This window comes from Streptomyces sp. NPDC008092, assembly GCF_042957285.1.
Taxonomy (GTDB): Bacteria; Actinomycetota; Actinomycetes; order Streptomycetales; family Streptomycetaceae; genus Streptomyces.
The window spans coordinates 547,191-562,982 of record NZ_JBIBHY010000004.1; the positions used below are offsets into that span (position 1 = coordinate 547,191).

Consider the following 15,792-nt stretch of genomic DNA (forward strand, 5'->3'; position numbering starts at 1 on the left):
CTGAAGGCAATGCGTTAACGCTCATTAACAAAGTGAGGGGATCGCGGCATGGACCAGGCACCGGAGCTGACGAGCGCGGCGGACCCCGCGTCGGAGGCCTTTCGGGCCAACGAGGAGGCGCACCGCGTCCTCGTCGAGGAGCTGCGCGCCAAGCTCGCCGCGGCCGCGCTGGGCGGCGGCGAGAAGGCGCGCGCCCGGCACACCGCGCGGGGCAAGCTGCTGCCCCGGGACCGGGTGGACACCCTCCTCGACCCCGGCTCCCCGTTCCTGGAGCTGGCTCCCCTGGCCGCCGAGGGGATGTACGACGGAGCGGCCCCGGCCGCCGGCGTGATCGCCGGGATCGGGCGGGTCAGCGGGCGCGAGTGCGTGATCGTCGCCAACGACGCCACGGTCAAGGGCGGCACGTACTACCCGATGACCGTGAAGAAGCACCTGCGGGCGCAGGAGGTGGCCCTCGACAACCGGCTGCCCTGCGTCTACCTGGTCGACTCCGGCGGCGCCTTCCTGCCCATGCAGGACGAGGTCTTCCCGGACCGCGACCACTTCGGGCGGATCTTCTACAACCAGGCCCGGATGTCGGGGGCGGGGATCCCGCAGATCGCCGCCGTCCTCGGCTCGTGCACCGCGGGCGGCGCGTACGTCCCGGCGATGAGCGACGAGGCGGTCATCGTCCGGAACCAGGGGACGATCTTCCTCGGCGGCCCCCCGCTGGTGAAGGCCGCCACCGGCGAGGTCGTCACCGCCGAGGAGCTGGGCGGCGGCGAGGTCCACTCCCGGGTCTCCGGTGTCACCGACCACCTCGCCGAGGACGACGCGCACGCCCTCAGGATCGTCCGGAACATCGTCGCCACCCTCCCCGCCCGGCGCTCCCTGCCCTGGGAGGTCACCCCGGCCGCCGAGCCCAAGGCCGACCCGTACGGCCTCTACGGCGCCGTCCCCGTCGACTCCCGCACCCCCTACGACGTCCGCGAGATCATCGCCCGGGTCGTCGACGGTTCGCGCTTCGCGGAGTTCAAGAGCGAGTTCGGGCAGACCCTGGTCACCGGCTTCGCCCGGATCCACGGCCACCCGGTCGGCATCGTCGCCAACAACGGCATCCTCTTCTCCGAGTCCGCCCAGAAGGGCGCCCACTTCATCGAGCTGTGCGACCAGCGCGGCATCCCGCTGGTCTTCCTGCAGAACATCTCCGGCTTCATGGTCGGCAAGGACTACGAGGCCGGCGGCATCGCCAAGCACGGCGCGAAGATGGTCACGGCGGTGGCCTGCACACGGGTGCCGAAGCTGACCGTCGTCGTCGGCGGTTCGTACGGCGCGGGCAACTACTCCATGTGCGGCAGGGCCTACTCCCCCCGCTTCCTGTGGATGTGGCCCAACGCCAAGATCTCGGTGATGGGCGGCGAGCAGGCCGCCAGCGTGCTGGCCACGGTCAAACGGGACCAGCTGGAGGCGCGGGGCGAGTCGTGGCCCGCCGACGAGGAAGAGGCCTTCAAGGCGCCCGTCCGCGCCCAGTACGAGCGCCAGGGCAACGCCTACTACGCGACCGCCCGCCTCTGGGACGACGGGGTCATCGACCCGCTCGACACCCGGCAGGTGCTGGGACTGGCCCTGACGGCCTGTGGCAACGCGCCGCTGGGTGACCCCCAGTTCGGCGTCTTCCGGATGTGAGGAGGGGACTCGTGTTCGACACCGTACTCGTGGCCAACCGGGGCGAGATCGCCGTCCGGGTCATCCGTACGCTGCGCTCGCTGGGCGTCCGCTCGGTGGCCGTGTACTCCGACGCCGACGCCGACGCCCGGCATGTCCGGGAGGCCGACACGGCGGTCCGGATCGGTCCGGCGCCGGCGGGCGAGAGCTATCTGTCCGTGGCGCGGCTGCTGGCGGCGGCCGCGGTGAGCGGTGCCCAGGCGGTCCACCCCGGGTACGGCTTCCTCGCCGAGAACGCCGCCTTCGCGCGGGCGTGCGAGGAGGCCGGGCTGGCCTTCATCGGCCCGCCCGCGGACGCGATCGCGCTGATGGGCGACAAGATCCGGGCCAAGGAGACGGTGGCGGCGGCCGGAGTGCCGGTGGTGCCCGGCGGCCGTGACCCCGAACTGGCCGACGCGGCACGCGAACTGGGCGCCCCCGTGCTCCTCAAGCCCTCCGCCGGCGGCGGCGGCAAGGGCATGCGGCTGGTGCGCGACCTGACCCTCCTGGACGAGGAGATCGCGGCCGCCCGCCGCGAGGCCCGCGCCTCCTTCGGCGACGACACCCTCCTCGTCGAGCGGTGGATCGACCGCCCCCGGCACATCGAGATCCAGGTCCTGGCCGACGGCCACGGCAACGTCGTCCACCTCGGCGAGCGCGAGTGCTCGCTCCAGCGCCGGCACCAGAAGGTGATCGAGGAGGCGCCGTCGGTCCTGCTCGACGAGGCGACCCGGGCGGCGATGGGCGAGGCCGCGGTACAGGCGGCGCGCTCGTGCGGGTACGTCGGCGCGGGCACGGTGGAGTTCATCGTGCCGGGCGGCGACCCTTCGTCGTACTACTTCATGGAGATGAACACCCGCCTCCAGGTGGAGCACCCGGTCACCGAGCTGGTGACCGGCCTCGACCTGGTGGAGTGGCAGTTGCGGGTGGCGGCGGGCGAACAACTGCCCTTCGCGCAGGGCGACATCACGCTCACCGGGCACGCGGTCGAGGCCCGGATCTGCGCCGAGGACCCCGCGCGCGGCTTCCTGCCCACCGGCGGCACGGTGCTGCTGCTGCACGAGCCCGCCGGGGACGGCGTCCGCACCGACTCCGGGCTCAGCGAGGGCTCCGAGGTCGGCAGCCTGTACGACCCGATGCTGTCCAAGGTGATCGCGTACGGCCCGGACCGGGAGAGCGCGCTCAGGAAGCTGCGCGCGGCGCTCGCGGAGACGGTCACGCTGGGCGTGCAGACCAACGCCGGGTTCCTGCGCCGGCTGCTCGCCCATCCGGCGGTGGTGGCGGGCGAGTTGGACACGGGCCTGGTCGAGCGGGTGGTGGACGGCCTGGTCGCCACGGACGTACCGGACGAGGTGTACGAGGCGGCGGCGGCCGTACGGCTGGAGGCGCTGACGCCGGCCGCGGCGGACGGGCGCTGGACGGACCCCTTCTCCGTGCCCAGCGGCTGGCGCATCGGCGGTGTTCCCAGGCCCGTCGGCTTCCACCTCCGGGTGCAGGACCCGGTGGAGTACGTCCCGCGCGGCACGCACACCGTCACCGCCGACCGCGTGTCGGTGACGCTGGACGGCGTCCGCCACACCTTCCGCCACACCGCCGACTGGCTCGGCCGGGACGGCGACGCCTGGCAGGTCCGCGACCACGACCCGGTCGCCGCCTCGCTGAACCGCACCGCGCACGCCGGCGCCGACTCCCTCACCGCGCCCATGCCCGGCACGGTGACCGTCGTGAAGGTCGCCGTCGGCGACGAGGTCACCGCCGGGCAGAGCCTGCTGGTGGTGGAGGCGATGAAGATGGAGCACGTCATCGCCGCCCCGCACGCCGGCACGGTCGCCGAACTCGACGTGCAGCCCGGTGCCACGGTCGCCATGGACCAGGTGCTGGCCGTGATCGCCCCGCACGAGGAGGAGACGGCATGACCACCCCCGAGAGCGCCCTCCCCATGGTCGTACCGGCCACCGACCTCCCCGCCCGCGTCCGCATCCACGAGGTCGGCGCCCGCGACGGCCTACAGAACGAGAAGACGGCCGTACCGACGTCGGTGAAGGCGGAGTTCGTGCACCGCCTGGCCGACGCCGGTCTGACGACGATCGAGGCGACCAGCTTCGTGCACCCGAAGTGGGTGCCCCAACTGGCCGACGCGGAGGACCTGTTCCCGCAGCTCGCCGATCTCCGTGGCGTCGCCCTCCCGGTCCTCGTCCCCAACCAGCGCGGCCTGGACCGGGCCCTGGCCCTGGGCGCCCGCCGGGTCGCCGTCTTCGCCAGCGCCACCGAGTCCTTCGCCAAGGCCAACCTCAACCGCTCGCTGGACGAGTCCCTGGCCGTCTTCGACCCGGTCGTCCGGCAGGCGAAGGACGCCGACGTGCACGTCCGCGGCTACGTCTCGATGTGCTTCGGCGACCCCTGGGAAGGCGCGGTGCCCTTCCACCAGGTGGTCCGGGTCTGCAAGGCGCTGCGCGACATGGGCTGCGACGAGCTGAGCCTCGGCGACACCATCGGGGTCGCCACCCCGGGCCACGTCCTCGAACTGCTCTCCCTGCTCAACGAGGAGGGCGTGCCGACGAACGTCATCGGCGTGCACTTCCACGACACCTACGGCCAGGCGCTCGCCAACACCTACGCGGCCCTGGAACACGGCGTGACGACGATCGACGCGTCCGCCGGCGGGCTCGGCGGCTGCCCGTACGCCAAGTCCGCCACCGGCAACCTCGCCACCGAGGACCTGGTCTGGATGCTCCGGGGCCTCGGTATCGAGACCGGAGTAGACCTCGGCAAACTCACCGCCACCAGCGTGTGGATGGCCGAACAACTGGGCCGACCCAGCCCGTCCCGTACCGTCCGCGCCCTCTCCCACCAGGAGTGACGACCATGGACCACCGCCTCTCCCCCGAACTGGAAGAACTCCGCCGCACGGTGGAGGAGTTCGCGCACGACGTCGTGGCGCCGAAGATCGGCGACTTCTACGAACGGCACGAGTTCCCGTACGAGATCGTCCGCGAGATGGGCCGCATGGGCCTGTTCGGACTGCCGTTCCCCGAGGAGTACGGCGGCATGGGCGGCGACTACCTCGCGCTCGGCATCGCCCTGGAGGAACTGGCCCGAGTGGACTCCTCGGTCGCCATCACCCTCGAAGCCGGAGTCTCCCTGGGCGCGATGCCGATCCACCTCTTCGGCACGGACGACCAGAAGCGCGAATGGCTCCCGCGCCTCTGCTCCGGCGAGCTCCTGGGCGCCTTCGGGCTGACGGAGCCGGACGGCGGCAGCGACGCGGGCGCCACGCGTACGACGGCCCGGCTCGACCCTGCCACCGACGAGTGGGTGATCAACGGCAGCAAGTGCTTCATCACCAACTCCGGGACGGACATCACGGGTCTGGTCACCGTCACCGCGGTGACCGGCCGCAAGCCCGACGGCAAGCCGCTGATCTCCTCGATCATCGTCCCGTCCGGCACCCCCGGCTTCACGGTCGCCGCCCCCTACTCCAAGGTCGGCTGGAACGCCTCCGACACCCGCGAGCTGTCCTTCGCCGACGTCCGGGTCCCGGCCGCCAACCTGCTCGGTGAGGAGGGCCGCGGCTACGCCCAGTTCCTCCGCATCCTCGACGAGGGCCGCATCGCCATCGCGGCCCTCGCGACCGGCCTGGCCCAGGGCTGCGTCGACGAGTCGGTGAAGTACGCGAAGGAACGGCACGCCTTCGGCCGCCCGATCGGCGCCAACCAGGCCATCCAGTTCAAGATCGCCGACATGGAGATGAAGGCCCACACCGCCCGCCTCGCCTGGCGCGACGCGGCCTCCCGCCTGGTCGCAGGCGAGCCCTTCAAGAAGGAGGCGGCCCTCGCCAAGCTCTACTCCTCCACTGTCGCCGTCGACAACGCCCGCGACGCCACCCAGGTCCACGGCGGCTACGGCTTCATGAACGAGTACCCGGTGGCCCGGATGTGGCGCGACTCCAAGATCCTGGAGATCGGCGAGGGCACGAGCGAGGTGCAGCGGATGCTGATCGCGCGGGAGTTGGGGCTGGTGAGCTGAGTCCGGCGGACGGCTTCCGCGGCCACGGGCTTCCTGCCGGGCGGCGCATCGGTTCGCGGTGGTGTTGGTGTTGGTGTTGATGCAGCGTCAGCTCGCCGTCGCGGTGATGTGGTGCAGCGTCAGCTCGCCGTCGCGGTGATGTGGTGCAGCGTCAGCTCGCCGTCGCGGTGGTATTGATGTGGCGTCAGCTCGCCGTCGTGGTGATGTGGTGCGGCCGGTTGCGTACCAGCAGGGCCGAGACCAGGGCCGCGCACAGGAACACGGCGACGACGGTCATGCCGGCGTGGACGCCGGAGGTGAAGGCGTCGCCGACCGCGGCGGTCACGTTCGGCGGGGTCGCCCCGTGGCCGCCGGTGCCCGTGGAGACGGCGTGCTCGACGGCCGGCCAGGCGGCCCGGGGGACGTGGTGCGCGTCGAGCCGGTCGGGCAGCCGGGACTGGAGCCGGCTCGCGAGCAGGGCGCCGAGCAGGGCGGAGCCGGTGACCGACCCGATCTGCCGGAAGGCGTTGACGGCTCCGGAGGCCATGCCGGCGTGTTCGTGGGAGACGCTGACCAGGGCGGCGGCCGTGCTCGGCGCGGCCACCATCCCGGAGGCGGCGCCGAAGAGCACGTACAGCCACCACACCCGGGCGTAGGGGGTGGTCGGATCCACCGTGGTGAACCCGGCCGTGGCGGCGGCCCCGACGAGGAAGCCCAGGGTGAGCGGGAGCTTGAAGCCGGTACGGCGGATCACGCGTCCGGTCGCGTAGGCGACGACGACGTAGACGCCGAAGAAGGCCAGCAGCCGCCAGCCCACGTCCAGGGCGGAGAGCCGCTGGACCCGCTCGTAGAAGAGCACCGAGAGGATGGCCACCCCGGTGAAGCCGAACAGCGAGACGGCCGCGACGAACATGACGGCGCTGAACGACGGCGACCGGAACAGGCTCATGTCCAGCATGGGGGTGCGGGCGGTCCGCTCGACGAGGACGAACCCGCCCAGCGCCGCGGCCGCGAGGACCCAGGCGACCAGGATCCGGGGGCTGGTGTAGCCGTCGTGCCCGCATTCGATGAGGGCGTAGACGAGGGCGGCTATGCCGAGGGCGGCCAGCACCTGGCCCGGGATGTCCAGCTTGCCGGCGGGGCCGCGCGACTCGGCGACGAAGCCGGCGGCGGCCATGGTGACGACCGCGAGGGCGGCGGTCGACAGGAAGACGGTGTTCCAGTGGAAGTGGTCCAGCAGGGTGCCCGCGATCAGCGGCCCCGCGGCGAGTCCGATGCCGGAGGCGGCCGCCCAGGCGGTGACGACCTCGGTGCGCCGGTGCGGGTCCGGGAAGGCGGCCCCCAGGATGGCCAGGCTGTTGGGCAGGATGAGGGCGCCGCCGAGGCCGGAGACGAGCTGACCGGCGATGACGCCCCCGGTCGAACCGGCCGCGAAGACGGTGAGCGACCCGACGATCATGACCGCGGCGCCGGCGAGGAAGGCGCGCTTGCGGCCGTAGAGTTTGCCGATGGTGCCCGCGGACATCACCAGGCTGGCCACGAGCAGGGTGTACGCGGAGGGGATCCAGACCAGGCCGGTCGGGGAGACGTGCAGGTCGTCCTGGATGGCCGAGAGGGCCGACACCGATGCGGTGATCAGCAGGAAGGTCGTCATCGCCCCCAGGCACATCGCGACGAGGGTGACGGCCGCCGCGCGCCGGGAGGGCTGGTCGGAGCGGGAGGGGAGCCGGTCGCCCGGTTGCCGGTCGGTCCGCTTGAGCCGACCCGGTGCGGGGGTGGGGGTGGAAGCCATCGTGTCCTCGTCTCGGCCGAGCTGCGGGCAGCGGGCGGCAGCGCGCCCCCGGGGACCCGAGCTGACTTACGATTGCAGAAGTCAGCGGCGACGCTATAGGCTGGCTTCACTTGAGGCAAGTCAGGTGGGGGTGGAGAGATGCGGAGGGCGGAGAGATGACGGATCTGGTGCAGGAACGGGACGCCTGGTCCATGGCCAACTGCTCCGTCGCCCGGACTCTGGAGATCGCCGGCAACAGGACGGCGATGCTGATCATGCGCGAGGCGTTCTTCGGCACCCGTCGCTTCGACGACTTCGCCAGGCGGGTGGGCATCGGCGAACCCGCCGCCGCGGCACGCCTGAAGGAACTGACGGCCGCCGGACTCCTGGAACGCGTGCCGTACCAGGAACCCGGCCAGCGGACCCGGTACGCCTACCGGCTGACCGACAAGGGACGGGACTTCCTGCCCGTCCTCACGGCGTTGCGGCAGTGGGGCGACACCTGGGCCGCGGACGAACAGGGGCCCCCGGTGGTCGTACGCCACCGGGACTGCGGCGCGGCAGTGCACGCGGTGCTGCGCTGCGACGACGGCCACGACGTGCGACGCGGCGAGTCGTTCGTCGACGCGGGCCCGGGCCTCATCCGAGTCGGCCCGGACGGCCCGGACGGCCCCGGAACCGACGGCGACGGCGACGGCGACGGCGACGGCTGAGACACCCGGCAGGACGACCACGGCGTCCGCGATCACCCACCACGAGGAGTTGTCTTGACGCTCGACTTCCAGCCCGGACAGACGTCCAGGTCACGTACGTTCAGCTGGGGAGACCCCACCGTCTCCGCCGGGGCCGTCCCGCACCACAGCGGCCTCGACTTCCTCCGCGAGATCCTGGCCGGGCGCCTGCCCGCCCCGCCGATCGCCGCCACCCTGGGTTTCGCCCTGGAGGAGGCCGAGTACGGCCGGGCGGTCTTCGCCATGGTGCCGGGCGAGGAGCACTACAACCCGATAGGCAGCGTCCACGGCGGCGTCTACGCCACGCTCCTCGACTCGGCGGCCGGCTGCGCGGTGCAGTCCGTACTGCCCCAGGGCACCGGGTACACCTCGATCGACCTGACCCTGAAGTTCCTGCGCCCGATCACCGTCGACACCGGCAAGATCCGCGCCATCGGCACCGTCCTCAACAGCGGCCGGCGCACCGCCCTCGCCCAGGCGGAACTCCGCGACTCCGAGGACCGGTTGCTGGCCCACGCCACGAGCAGCTGCATGCTGTTCCCGGTCGGGGGCCGCCAGGAGAAGTGAGCCTGCCCGGCGGCCTCCTCGTCTGCGTCCCGAACCCGCCGGGACCGTTCCTCAGTCCGGCAGGCAGGAGCGGAATCGGCGGAGCAGCTCCAGTGCAGCAGGGCTCTCCGCGTCGAAGGTCTGGCCTTGTTGCTCGACAGGAAGACCCGGCCCCCAGACGCGGGCACCGTGACAGCGGAAGCAGAAGGCGATCTCGAAGAGCTGGTCGGTGGAGCTGTGCGCCCGGATTCCCCAGCCCGGGAGGAAGCAGCGGTACGGCTCGCTTCCCGGCAGACCGGCGATCAGGGACAGGGCCTGCCGGGCTTGGTCTCCCTCCCAGATCGCGGCAATGTCACCGGCCAGGTCCTCCGAACCGAGGTGCCTGACGGGGTCGGTGATGCGGACGACCTCGATGAGTTCGGTCTTCCCGTGCGTTGGCGGCAGCAGCATGCCCCCAGCCTCTCAACGACAGTGCCTGGAGGTCAGCGGAACAGCTCGGGCACCGGGCATCGGCCATGCCGACCGGACACCTCCGCAGCGCCCCCGCGGCCGTTCTCCCGGAGCGCAGGGATTCCGGCTACTGAACTTGATCGAGTGATGTCGGGAGGGTTCGTCTGACAGCGGCTGCTGACGCCGCTGGGTCCTGGGGAGTGAGATACGCACAGGGTGGTGGGCTGACCGATACCGAGCGGGCCGCGCGCCAGTGGATCCGGTTGCAGGCTGTCGTCCGCTTCGAGGCCGGGGAGAAGAACCGGGAGGTCGCCGTCGCACTGCGGGTGAGCGAGCGGTCGGTGGAGCGGTGGCGCCGGGCCGGGCGCGAGCGTGGCCAGGTCGGGTAGTTCAGCAGCCGTTGAGTGCCGTCGCTGGACGTCGTCGGCCGCATGCCTGACGAGTGCTTCGGACACCCACGGCCGGTCGCGATCCACGACCCGCTCGACCTCGATCGCAGCGAGCCGAGTGCGCGCCTGCCAGAAAAGGTGCCCGGCATCTGGGCGGCATCCCGTCGGACCTGCGGAAACCTGCGCAGGTGTGCCGTACAACCCTGAAGGGGCTTCAGGGGTCTTGTGGGCGTCCTGTCTTCCTAGTGGGGGTTGCATCACTGTGCGTGTGCGCAGCATTTCGGTCGTGACAGCGCTCGCGGTCACTCTCGGTTCTGTCGCCCTGATCGGGTCGGCGGCGGGCTCCGCTGTCGCCGACAGCAGTGCCGCGCTGCCCATCACGTCCAGCGGCGACATCATCGTGGACGGCGTTCACCAGCGGGTCTTCATCAGTGACCCGTCGGGAGGCAAGGTCGTCGCCACCGACTACGACGGCACCGTCATCGGGACGATCACCTCGCTGCCGCAGGCCGACGGCCTGGAGCTCTCCGCCGACTCGGCAACGGTCTACGTCGCCGTGCCGGGAGCCGACGAGATCGTGGCCGTCGACACGGCGACGCTCACCGAGGCCGGGCGGTACGCGACGGGTGACGGCACGGATCCGCAGCACCTGGCGCTCGCCGGCGGCAGACTCTGGTTCGGCTACGGCAGCGCCGGCCACGGCAACATCGGCTCTCTCGACCTGTCCGGCGGGCAGCCGCAGGTTTCCCTCGCCCAGGAGGCCGAGGGGACGTGGCAGGACGCTCCCCTGCTGGACTCGGCACCCGGCGCTCCCGACACCCTGGCGGCCGGCTCGCGCCAGTACTACTTCACCCTCGGCATCTACGACGTGTCGTCCGGCACGGCCGACCGGACCGCGTTCCTCGGCGGGCAGGACGCCGCCATCGGCAACACCGCGGAGGACCTGGCGCTCACCCCGGACGGCACGGAACTCGTGGTGGCCAGCACGGCAGGCGACTACCAGCAGGTCTTCCGGACCTCGGACCTGTCGCAGACCATCAGGTATCCGAGCGGCTACTGGGCACAGCGGTCGGTGGATGTCGCGCCGGACGGTCTCGTCGCGGTGGGCACGGACACCTACGCCAGCTTCACCCCCCATGTGTCCGTCTACGAGCCGGGCGGCACGACCCCGAGGCGGACCGCCAACTTCACCGACGAACGGGGTGGAGTCGCCCAAGAGGCCCTCCTCGACCACGGCGACCTCGCCTTCGCACCCGACAGCAGCCGGCTCTTCGCGGTCACGCACGGTCTCTCCGGCAAGTACAGCCTGCGCGTCGTCACCGACCCCGGCAAGGCCGTCACCACCGTCACGGTGAACGCCCCGGCGACCGCCGCCCGAGCCAGGTCGCTGACCGTGTCCGGCAAGGTCGCGAACACGCTCGGGCTGCCCGCGGGGACCACCGTCGCGGTGACCCGGACGGACCTGGAGTCCCCGAACGGCAAGGCACTCCCCGCCGCGACGGTGAAGGCGGACGGGACCTTCTCCTTCACCGACGTCCCGCCCGCGGGCAGCAAGGTCACGTACAAGGTCTCCTATGCCGGCGACGCCGATCGCACGGCCGCCACCGCCTCCGACACGGTCGAGGTCTCCCGGAACGCGCCGGCCCTGACCGTGAACAGGAACGGCGCCGTCTACGACTACGCCAGTGACGTGACGTTCACCGCCCACCTCGGCACGACGTACAAGAACCGGGCGCTCTCGCTCTACGCGGACACCGCGGGCGACGGCAAGGGCAAGTACCTGGTCAAGACCGGCACGGTCAACAGCGCGGGCAACCTGTCGGTCACCCTGCCCCTGAAGCGCGACACCACGGTGAGCGCGTCCTTCTCCGGCGACGCGCGGACCGCCCCGAAGACGGCCACGAGCCGGGTGGGCGCGAAGGTCAAGGTGTCGCTGAGCCTGAGCCGCTACTACAGGACGGCCAAGGTCGGCGGGCACACCGAGTACTACTTCCGGAAGAAGACCGACCCGCTTCTCACGACCACGATGACGGCCTACCCCGGCCGCGCGCAGAAGCTGGAGTTCCAGATCTACTCCGCCGGAGCCTGGCGGTCGGCGGGGTACGACTACTTCAAGCTCGGCTCCACGGGCAAGTCGGTGGTGACACTGGGCGGCACGCACCAGACCGGCTACTCGATGCGCGTGCGGTCGTCCTACATCGACAACTCCTCGAACGACACCGTGAACTCGACCACGCACGGCTCCTGGAAGTACTTCACCTTCACCAGCTGAGGCCGCCCCCCAGGCCCCCCAGGCCCGGTGCATCCGATGACGCGCCGGGCAGCGGCCCCGCGGCTAAGGAGTCAGCCCCGCCTTCTCGCAAGCCCCCCGCAGCCGCGGTGTGCAGATCTGGGCGACGGTGTACACGCCGTCCTTGACGAGGGTCTGCTCGATGTTGGCGGTTGTCACGGATACCGGGGTGAGGAGCACGGACGGGATGCCGTGGGTGGTGGGGCTGTCGGTCGTCGTCGTGGCGATGGTGTGGAGCTTCTCGCCGCGGCCCAGGGCGACGGCCATGGCGACGGCTGTCTCTGCTTCCGCGCGGAAGGACTTGTACACCGTCATGGACTGCTGACCGTCGATGATGCGCCGCACCGCGTCGAGGTCGGCGTCCTGGCCGGTGACCGGTGGAAGGCGCCTGACGTGGGCGGTCTTGAACGCGGAGATGACGCCTGCGGCCATGGCGTCGTTGGCGGCCAGGACGCCGTCGATCCGGCCCAGGCCCAGCGCCGAGATGGCGGCGGACATGTTGGCGTTCGCGTTGTCCGTGCTCCAGCCCGGGGTGTCGTAGGAACGGCCGATCCGCACCTTGCCCTGCAGGACGGACAGCGCGCCCTCCTTGTACCAGGCGGCGTTGGGGCTGGTGGGGTCGCCGTTCATCATGACGACGGTGGTCCCGCCCCCGGCCGGGGCGTGCATGGCCTTGAGGAGCGCCTGGCCCTGCAGCGTTCCGACCTTGGCGCCGTCGAAGCTGACGTAGCCCGAGACCGGCCCCTCGGCGAGCCTGTCGTAGGCGACGACGGGGACGCCCGCGTTGTGCGCCTCCTGGACGGTGGAGCGCAGCGCCCGGTTGTCGGTGGTGCCGAGGATGAGGACCCTGACCCCCTTGGTGATCATGGCGATCATCTGCTGCCGCTGGACCGTCGAGTCGTCGTTGGCGTTGGCGTAGACGACGTGGCAGTGCGGGCAGAGCTGTTTCACCCGTTGCTCGATCAGCGGCTTGTCGGAGTGCTCCCAGCGCGGCACCGCCCGGCTCGGCAGCAGCAGGCCGACGGTGAAGCTGTCCGTGGTGGTCGTTCCGCCTCCGCTGCAGGCGGCCGACGGCACGGTCAGCAGGCCCGCGACGAGCGCGCCGACGGCACACCGCGTACGGGACGTCATGCGTGGGCTGCGGAACGTCATGGTCGGCCCCCGTCCTCGGTGCCCGGCGCCGCGCCCGCAGCGGCCGGTTCACGGCCCGGTACCGCTATCTCGCTGCACACCTGCTTGCCGCCGGCCACCGGCACCGTGCCGAAGGACTCCGACACCGCCTCGACCAGGAGCAGGCCCCGGCCGCCGGTCGACTCCCAGTCCACGATCACGGGCTTGGCGGGCGCCCGCGGGGAGGAGTCGCTCACGCAGACGCGTACCCGGTCCCCGCGGAGCACCAGTTCGAGACGGACCGCGCCCTGGGTGTGCATCAGCGCGTTGGTGACGAGTTCGGACACCACCAGCAGCACCGGATCGGTGGCCGCCTCGACCTTCCAGCGGCGCAGCGTGCGTGCGGTGAAGCGGCGGGCGTGCATGACGGCGTCGGGCAGCCGCCACACCACCCAGCCCGACCGGATCGGCCGGGTCTTCATGCCGTCGTAGCGCAGCAGCAACAGCGCCACGTCGTCGTCGCGGCGGCCGTAGTCGCCCAGCAGGTCGTCGGCCACCCGCCCGGGATCGGACGGGTCGGCCGTGGCGAGGGTGGCGCGTGCGCGGCGCATGCCCTCGTCCATGGAGAGATCGGCGGCCTCGATCAGCCCGTCGGTGACCAGGGCCAGCATCATCCCGGGTGCCAGTGCCACCGCGGTCATCGGGAAGTCCGCCTCCATGGAGATGCCCAGCGGAAGGCCGCCCTCGACCTCGACCTCCTCGGTGCTGCCGTCGGGATGGCGCAGCAGCGGTGCGACGTGCCCGGCCCGGACGAACAGGATGTCGCCCTCGTCCATGTCCAGTTCGGCGTAGCAGCAGGTGGCGAACACGTCCGTCTCCATGCCGACGAGGAGGCGGTTGGCGTGCGAGACGACCACGTCGGGCGGATGGCCCTCCACCGCGTACGCCCTGACCGCGGTGCGCATCTGTCCCATGACCGTCGCGGCCGCGGCGCTGTGGCCCTGCACGTCGCCGATGACCAGCGCCACCCGGTCCTCGGAGAGGGCGATCACGTCGTACCAGTCGCCGCCCACCTGCAGTCCTCGCCGGGCGGGCAGGTAGCGGGCGACGGCGATCCCGCCGGGAAGCTCGGGCAGGCGTCGCGGCAGCAGGCTGCGCTGCAGCATCGTCGCGAGTTCCTGCTCGGCGTCGTGGGCGTGGGCGCGGGTGAGGGCCTGACCGGCCAGGGCGGCGGTCGCGGTCAGCAGTGGACGTTCCCTGGGGGCGAACTCGTGCGGCCGGTCCCAGCCGATCAGGCACACGCCGGCGGCCCCGCCCTTGGCGGGCAGCGGCAGGACGGCGAGGCCTCCGGGGCCGATGCCGTCGAGTCCCGGTTCGAAGGCGGTGCCCGCCGGCCACAGGTGCATGCGTCCGTCCCGCAGAGCCGTCCGCAGGGTGGGCAGGGCGCCGAGGGGTGTGTCGGGCCACTCGGAACGCCACTGGAGACGCCAGGTCCGCGGCCAGTCGGCGGGCTGCGGCGGGTCGAGCCCGGTGACCTGGAGCCGTTCGTGCCGCAGTTCGGCGAGCGCCACCCGGTCGGCGCCCAGGGATGCGTGCAGGGCGGTGACCACCACGTGGCTGACGTCGCGCACGGTGGTGGCCTCGTCGAGTGCCGCGGTCAGCCACTGGACGCGGGAGACGTCGTCGGCGCCGCGGTGCGGGACCGGGATCGCCGTCACCACACCCAGCACCTGCTCCGGCCGGTCGTCCGCACCCGCCACCACGCGGCAGCTCAGGCTCAGCCAGCGCGTCCCCCCGGTGGGGCACCGGACGCGGAAGTCCAGTTCCCGTCGGCCGGACGTGCCGGCGGACGGCTCCAGCACCGGCATCAGCAAGTGCACGTCTTCCGGCAGGGCGTGCGCGAGCAGGGAGTCCGCCCCGCCGTCGGAGTCGCCCGGCCCGAGGCCGACCAGTTCGCGCAGCGTCTCGTCCGCGTCCAGCACGCCGGTTTCCGGCACCAGGACGAAGGAGCCGACGCGCATCCGGCGCAGTGCGGAACTCAGGAGGGCCGGCGCCGGCCCTTCTGCGGCCCCGGCCTCCAGCACGGCGGCGACCGCGTCCGCGTAGCGCTCCAGGAAGCGCCGCTGCCCGGCTTCGAAGCCGTTCTCGCCTGCGCCCACGACGACGAGGCAGCCGAGCCGTCCGCCCTCGGCGCCCAGGGGCAACGCCCCGAGCGAGGTCCGGGCTCGCGGCGGCGCCGGGCGTCCCTCGGGGCAGGAGGCGAGTGCCGCGGGGGTCAGCCATACGGGGTGGGCGGCGTGGAAGGCGCGGGCCGCGGGCGAGCCGCCGGACAGGGCCAGGCGCTCCGGCAGCCCGTACTCGGCAGGGGCGCGTCCGGCCGTGTCCACCGTCCGGAGGTCGTCGGAACCCGCGTCGGGCACATAGAGCACCGCCGACGCCGCTCCGGCGAACGTCAGGGCGCGGACGCTCACGGTCTGCGGCCCCGGTGGTGCGCCGGTGTCCGCGACGCCGGCCCCGGCCGCTCCCGGCTGCGAGAGTCCGGCCCCGGCACTGCCGTGGTGAGGCATCTCCGCATCCGCCTCCCGTCCGTGCCGGGGTGCCGCTACCGCTGGTGACTCCCCATACCAGAGTCGCACAGAGGGCACATGGAGGGACGAAACAGACAGGATGGTGCCGGTTCGGCCGCGTGACACCGCGTTCGCGGTTCACCAGGGCCGGTGCCAGACTGGCGAGGTGGTCGTCGTGCGGCTTTCGCCTGCTCCGGGCGGGCACCGGCCGGAACCCCGCCCCGCCCTGGCTGCACCGGCCGGAATCCCG

The 15,792-nt window shown here is 72.1% G+C and carries 12 protein-coding genes; 8 read left to right on the forward strand and 4 right to left on the reverse strand.

Going from position 1 to position 15,792, the window contains the following annotated elements:
• The first annotated feature begins 48 nt into the window (after positions 1-48).
• The 4 genes from ACFZB3_RS15430 to ACFZB3_RS15445 are packed head-to-tail and all read left to right on the forward strand — an operon-like array spanning position 49 to position 5,709.
• The gene (locus ACFZB3_RS15430; RefSeq protein WP_391375253.1) at positions 49-1,665 is read left to right on the forward strand and encodes a carboxyl transferase domain-containing protein; all 1,617 of its coding nucleotides are present in this window, start codon (positions 49-51) and stop codon (positions 1,663-1,665) included.
• A gap of 11 nt (positions 1,666-1,676) precedes the next feature.
• Positions 1,677-3,599 carry a biotin carboxylase N-terminal domain-containing protein gene (locus tag ACFZB3_RS15435; RefSeq protein WP_391375256.1) on the forward strand — a complete coding sequence of 641 codons (1,923 nt, stop codon included), beginning with the start codon at positions 1,677-1,679 and terminating at the stop codon, positions 3,597-3,599.
• Positions 3,596-4,543: a hydroxymethylglutaryl-CoA lyase gene (locus ACFZB3_RS15440; RefSeq protein ID WP_391375258.1), complete on the forward strand. Its 948-nt coding sequence runs from the start codon at positions 3,596-3,598 to the stop codon at positions 4,541-4,543. The genes ACFZB3_RS15435 and ACFZB3_RS15440 overlap by 4 nt, the downstream gene beginning before the upstream one ends.
• A gap of 5 nt (positions 4,544-4,548) precedes the next feature.
• A complete protein-coding gene (locus ACFZB3_RS15445; protein WP_391375261.1) occupies positions 4,549-5,709 on the forward strand; it encodes an acyl-CoA dehydrogenase family protein in 1,161 nt (386 codons plus the stop codon).
• A 184-nt stretch (positions 5,710-5,893) separates the two neighbouring features.
• Here the strand turns inward: ACFZB3_RS15445 and ACFZB3_RS15450 are convergent, their stop codons facing one another.
• On the reverse strand, positions 5,894-7,480 hold the full coding sequence (locus ACFZB3_RS15450) for an MFS transporter (protein ID WP_391375264.1): 1,587 nt from the start codon (positions 7,478-7,480) through the stop codon (positions 5,894-5,896).
• Positions 7,481-7,635: 155 nt separating this feature from the next.
• Between ACFZB3_RS15450 and ACFZB3_RS15455 the strand changes: the two genes are divergently transcribed.
• Positions 7,636-8,172, forward strand: coding sequence for a winged helix-turn-helix transcriptional regulator (locus ACFZB3_RS15455; RefSeq protein WP_391375266.1), 537 nt, complete (start codon positions 7,636-7,638; stop codon positions 8,170-8,172).
• Positions 8,173-8,226: 54 nt separating this feature from the next.
• The gene (locus tag ACFZB3_RS15460; RefSeq protein WP_391375269.1) at positions 8,227-8,757 is read left to right on the forward strand and encodes a hotdog fold thioesterase; all 531 of its coding nucleotides are present in this window, start codon (positions 8,227-8,229) and stop codon (positions 8,755-8,757) included.
• A gap of 51 nt (positions 8,758-8,808) precedes the next feature.
• Here ACFZB3_RS15460 and ACFZB3_RS15465 read toward each other — a convergent pair whose 3' ends face one another.
• A complete protein-coding gene (locus tag ACFZB3_RS15465) occupies positions 8,809-9,186 on the reverse strand; it encodes a hypothetical protein (RefSeq protein WP_391375272.1) in 378 nt (125 codons plus the stop codon).
• 200 nt (positions 9,187-9,386) lie between these two features.
• On the opposite strand from ACFZB3_RS15465, the gene ACFZB3_RS15470 reads away from it, so the two are divergent.
• Positions 9,387-9,575 carry a helix-turn-helix domain-containing protein gene (locus ACFZB3_RS15470; protein WP_391375275.1) on the forward strand — a complete coding sequence of 63 codons (189 nt, stop codon included), beginning with the start codon at positions 9,387-9,389 and terminating at the stop codon, positions 9,573-9,575.
• A 286-nt stretch (positions 9,576-9,861) separates the two neighbouring features.
• The gene (locus ACFZB3_RS15475) at positions 9,862-11,847 is read left to right on the forward strand and encodes a YncE family protein (RefSeq protein ID WP_391375278.1); all 1,986 of its coding nucleotides are present in this window, start codon (positions 9,862-9,864) and stop codon (positions 11,845-11,847) included.
• 63 nt (positions 11,848-11,910) lie between these two features.
• On the opposite strand, the gene ACFZB3_RS15480 is transcribed toward ACFZB3_RS15475, so the two are convergent.
• Positions 11,911-13,017, reverse strand: a complete 1,107-nt coding sequence (locus ACFZB3_RS15480) for a substrate-binding domain-containing protein (RefSeq protein WP_391375281.1) — start codon at positions 13,015-13,017, stop codon at positions 11,911-11,913.
• Entirely contained in the window at positions 13,014-15,542 is a 2,529-nt protein-coding gene (locus tag ACFZB3_RS15485; RefSeq protein WP_391375283.1) for a SpoIIE family protein phosphatase, read from the reverse strand. Before ACFZB3_RS15485 ends, ACFZB3_RS15480 begins: the two co-directional genes overlap by 4 nt.
• Positions 15,543-15,792: the final 250 nt, after the last annotated feature.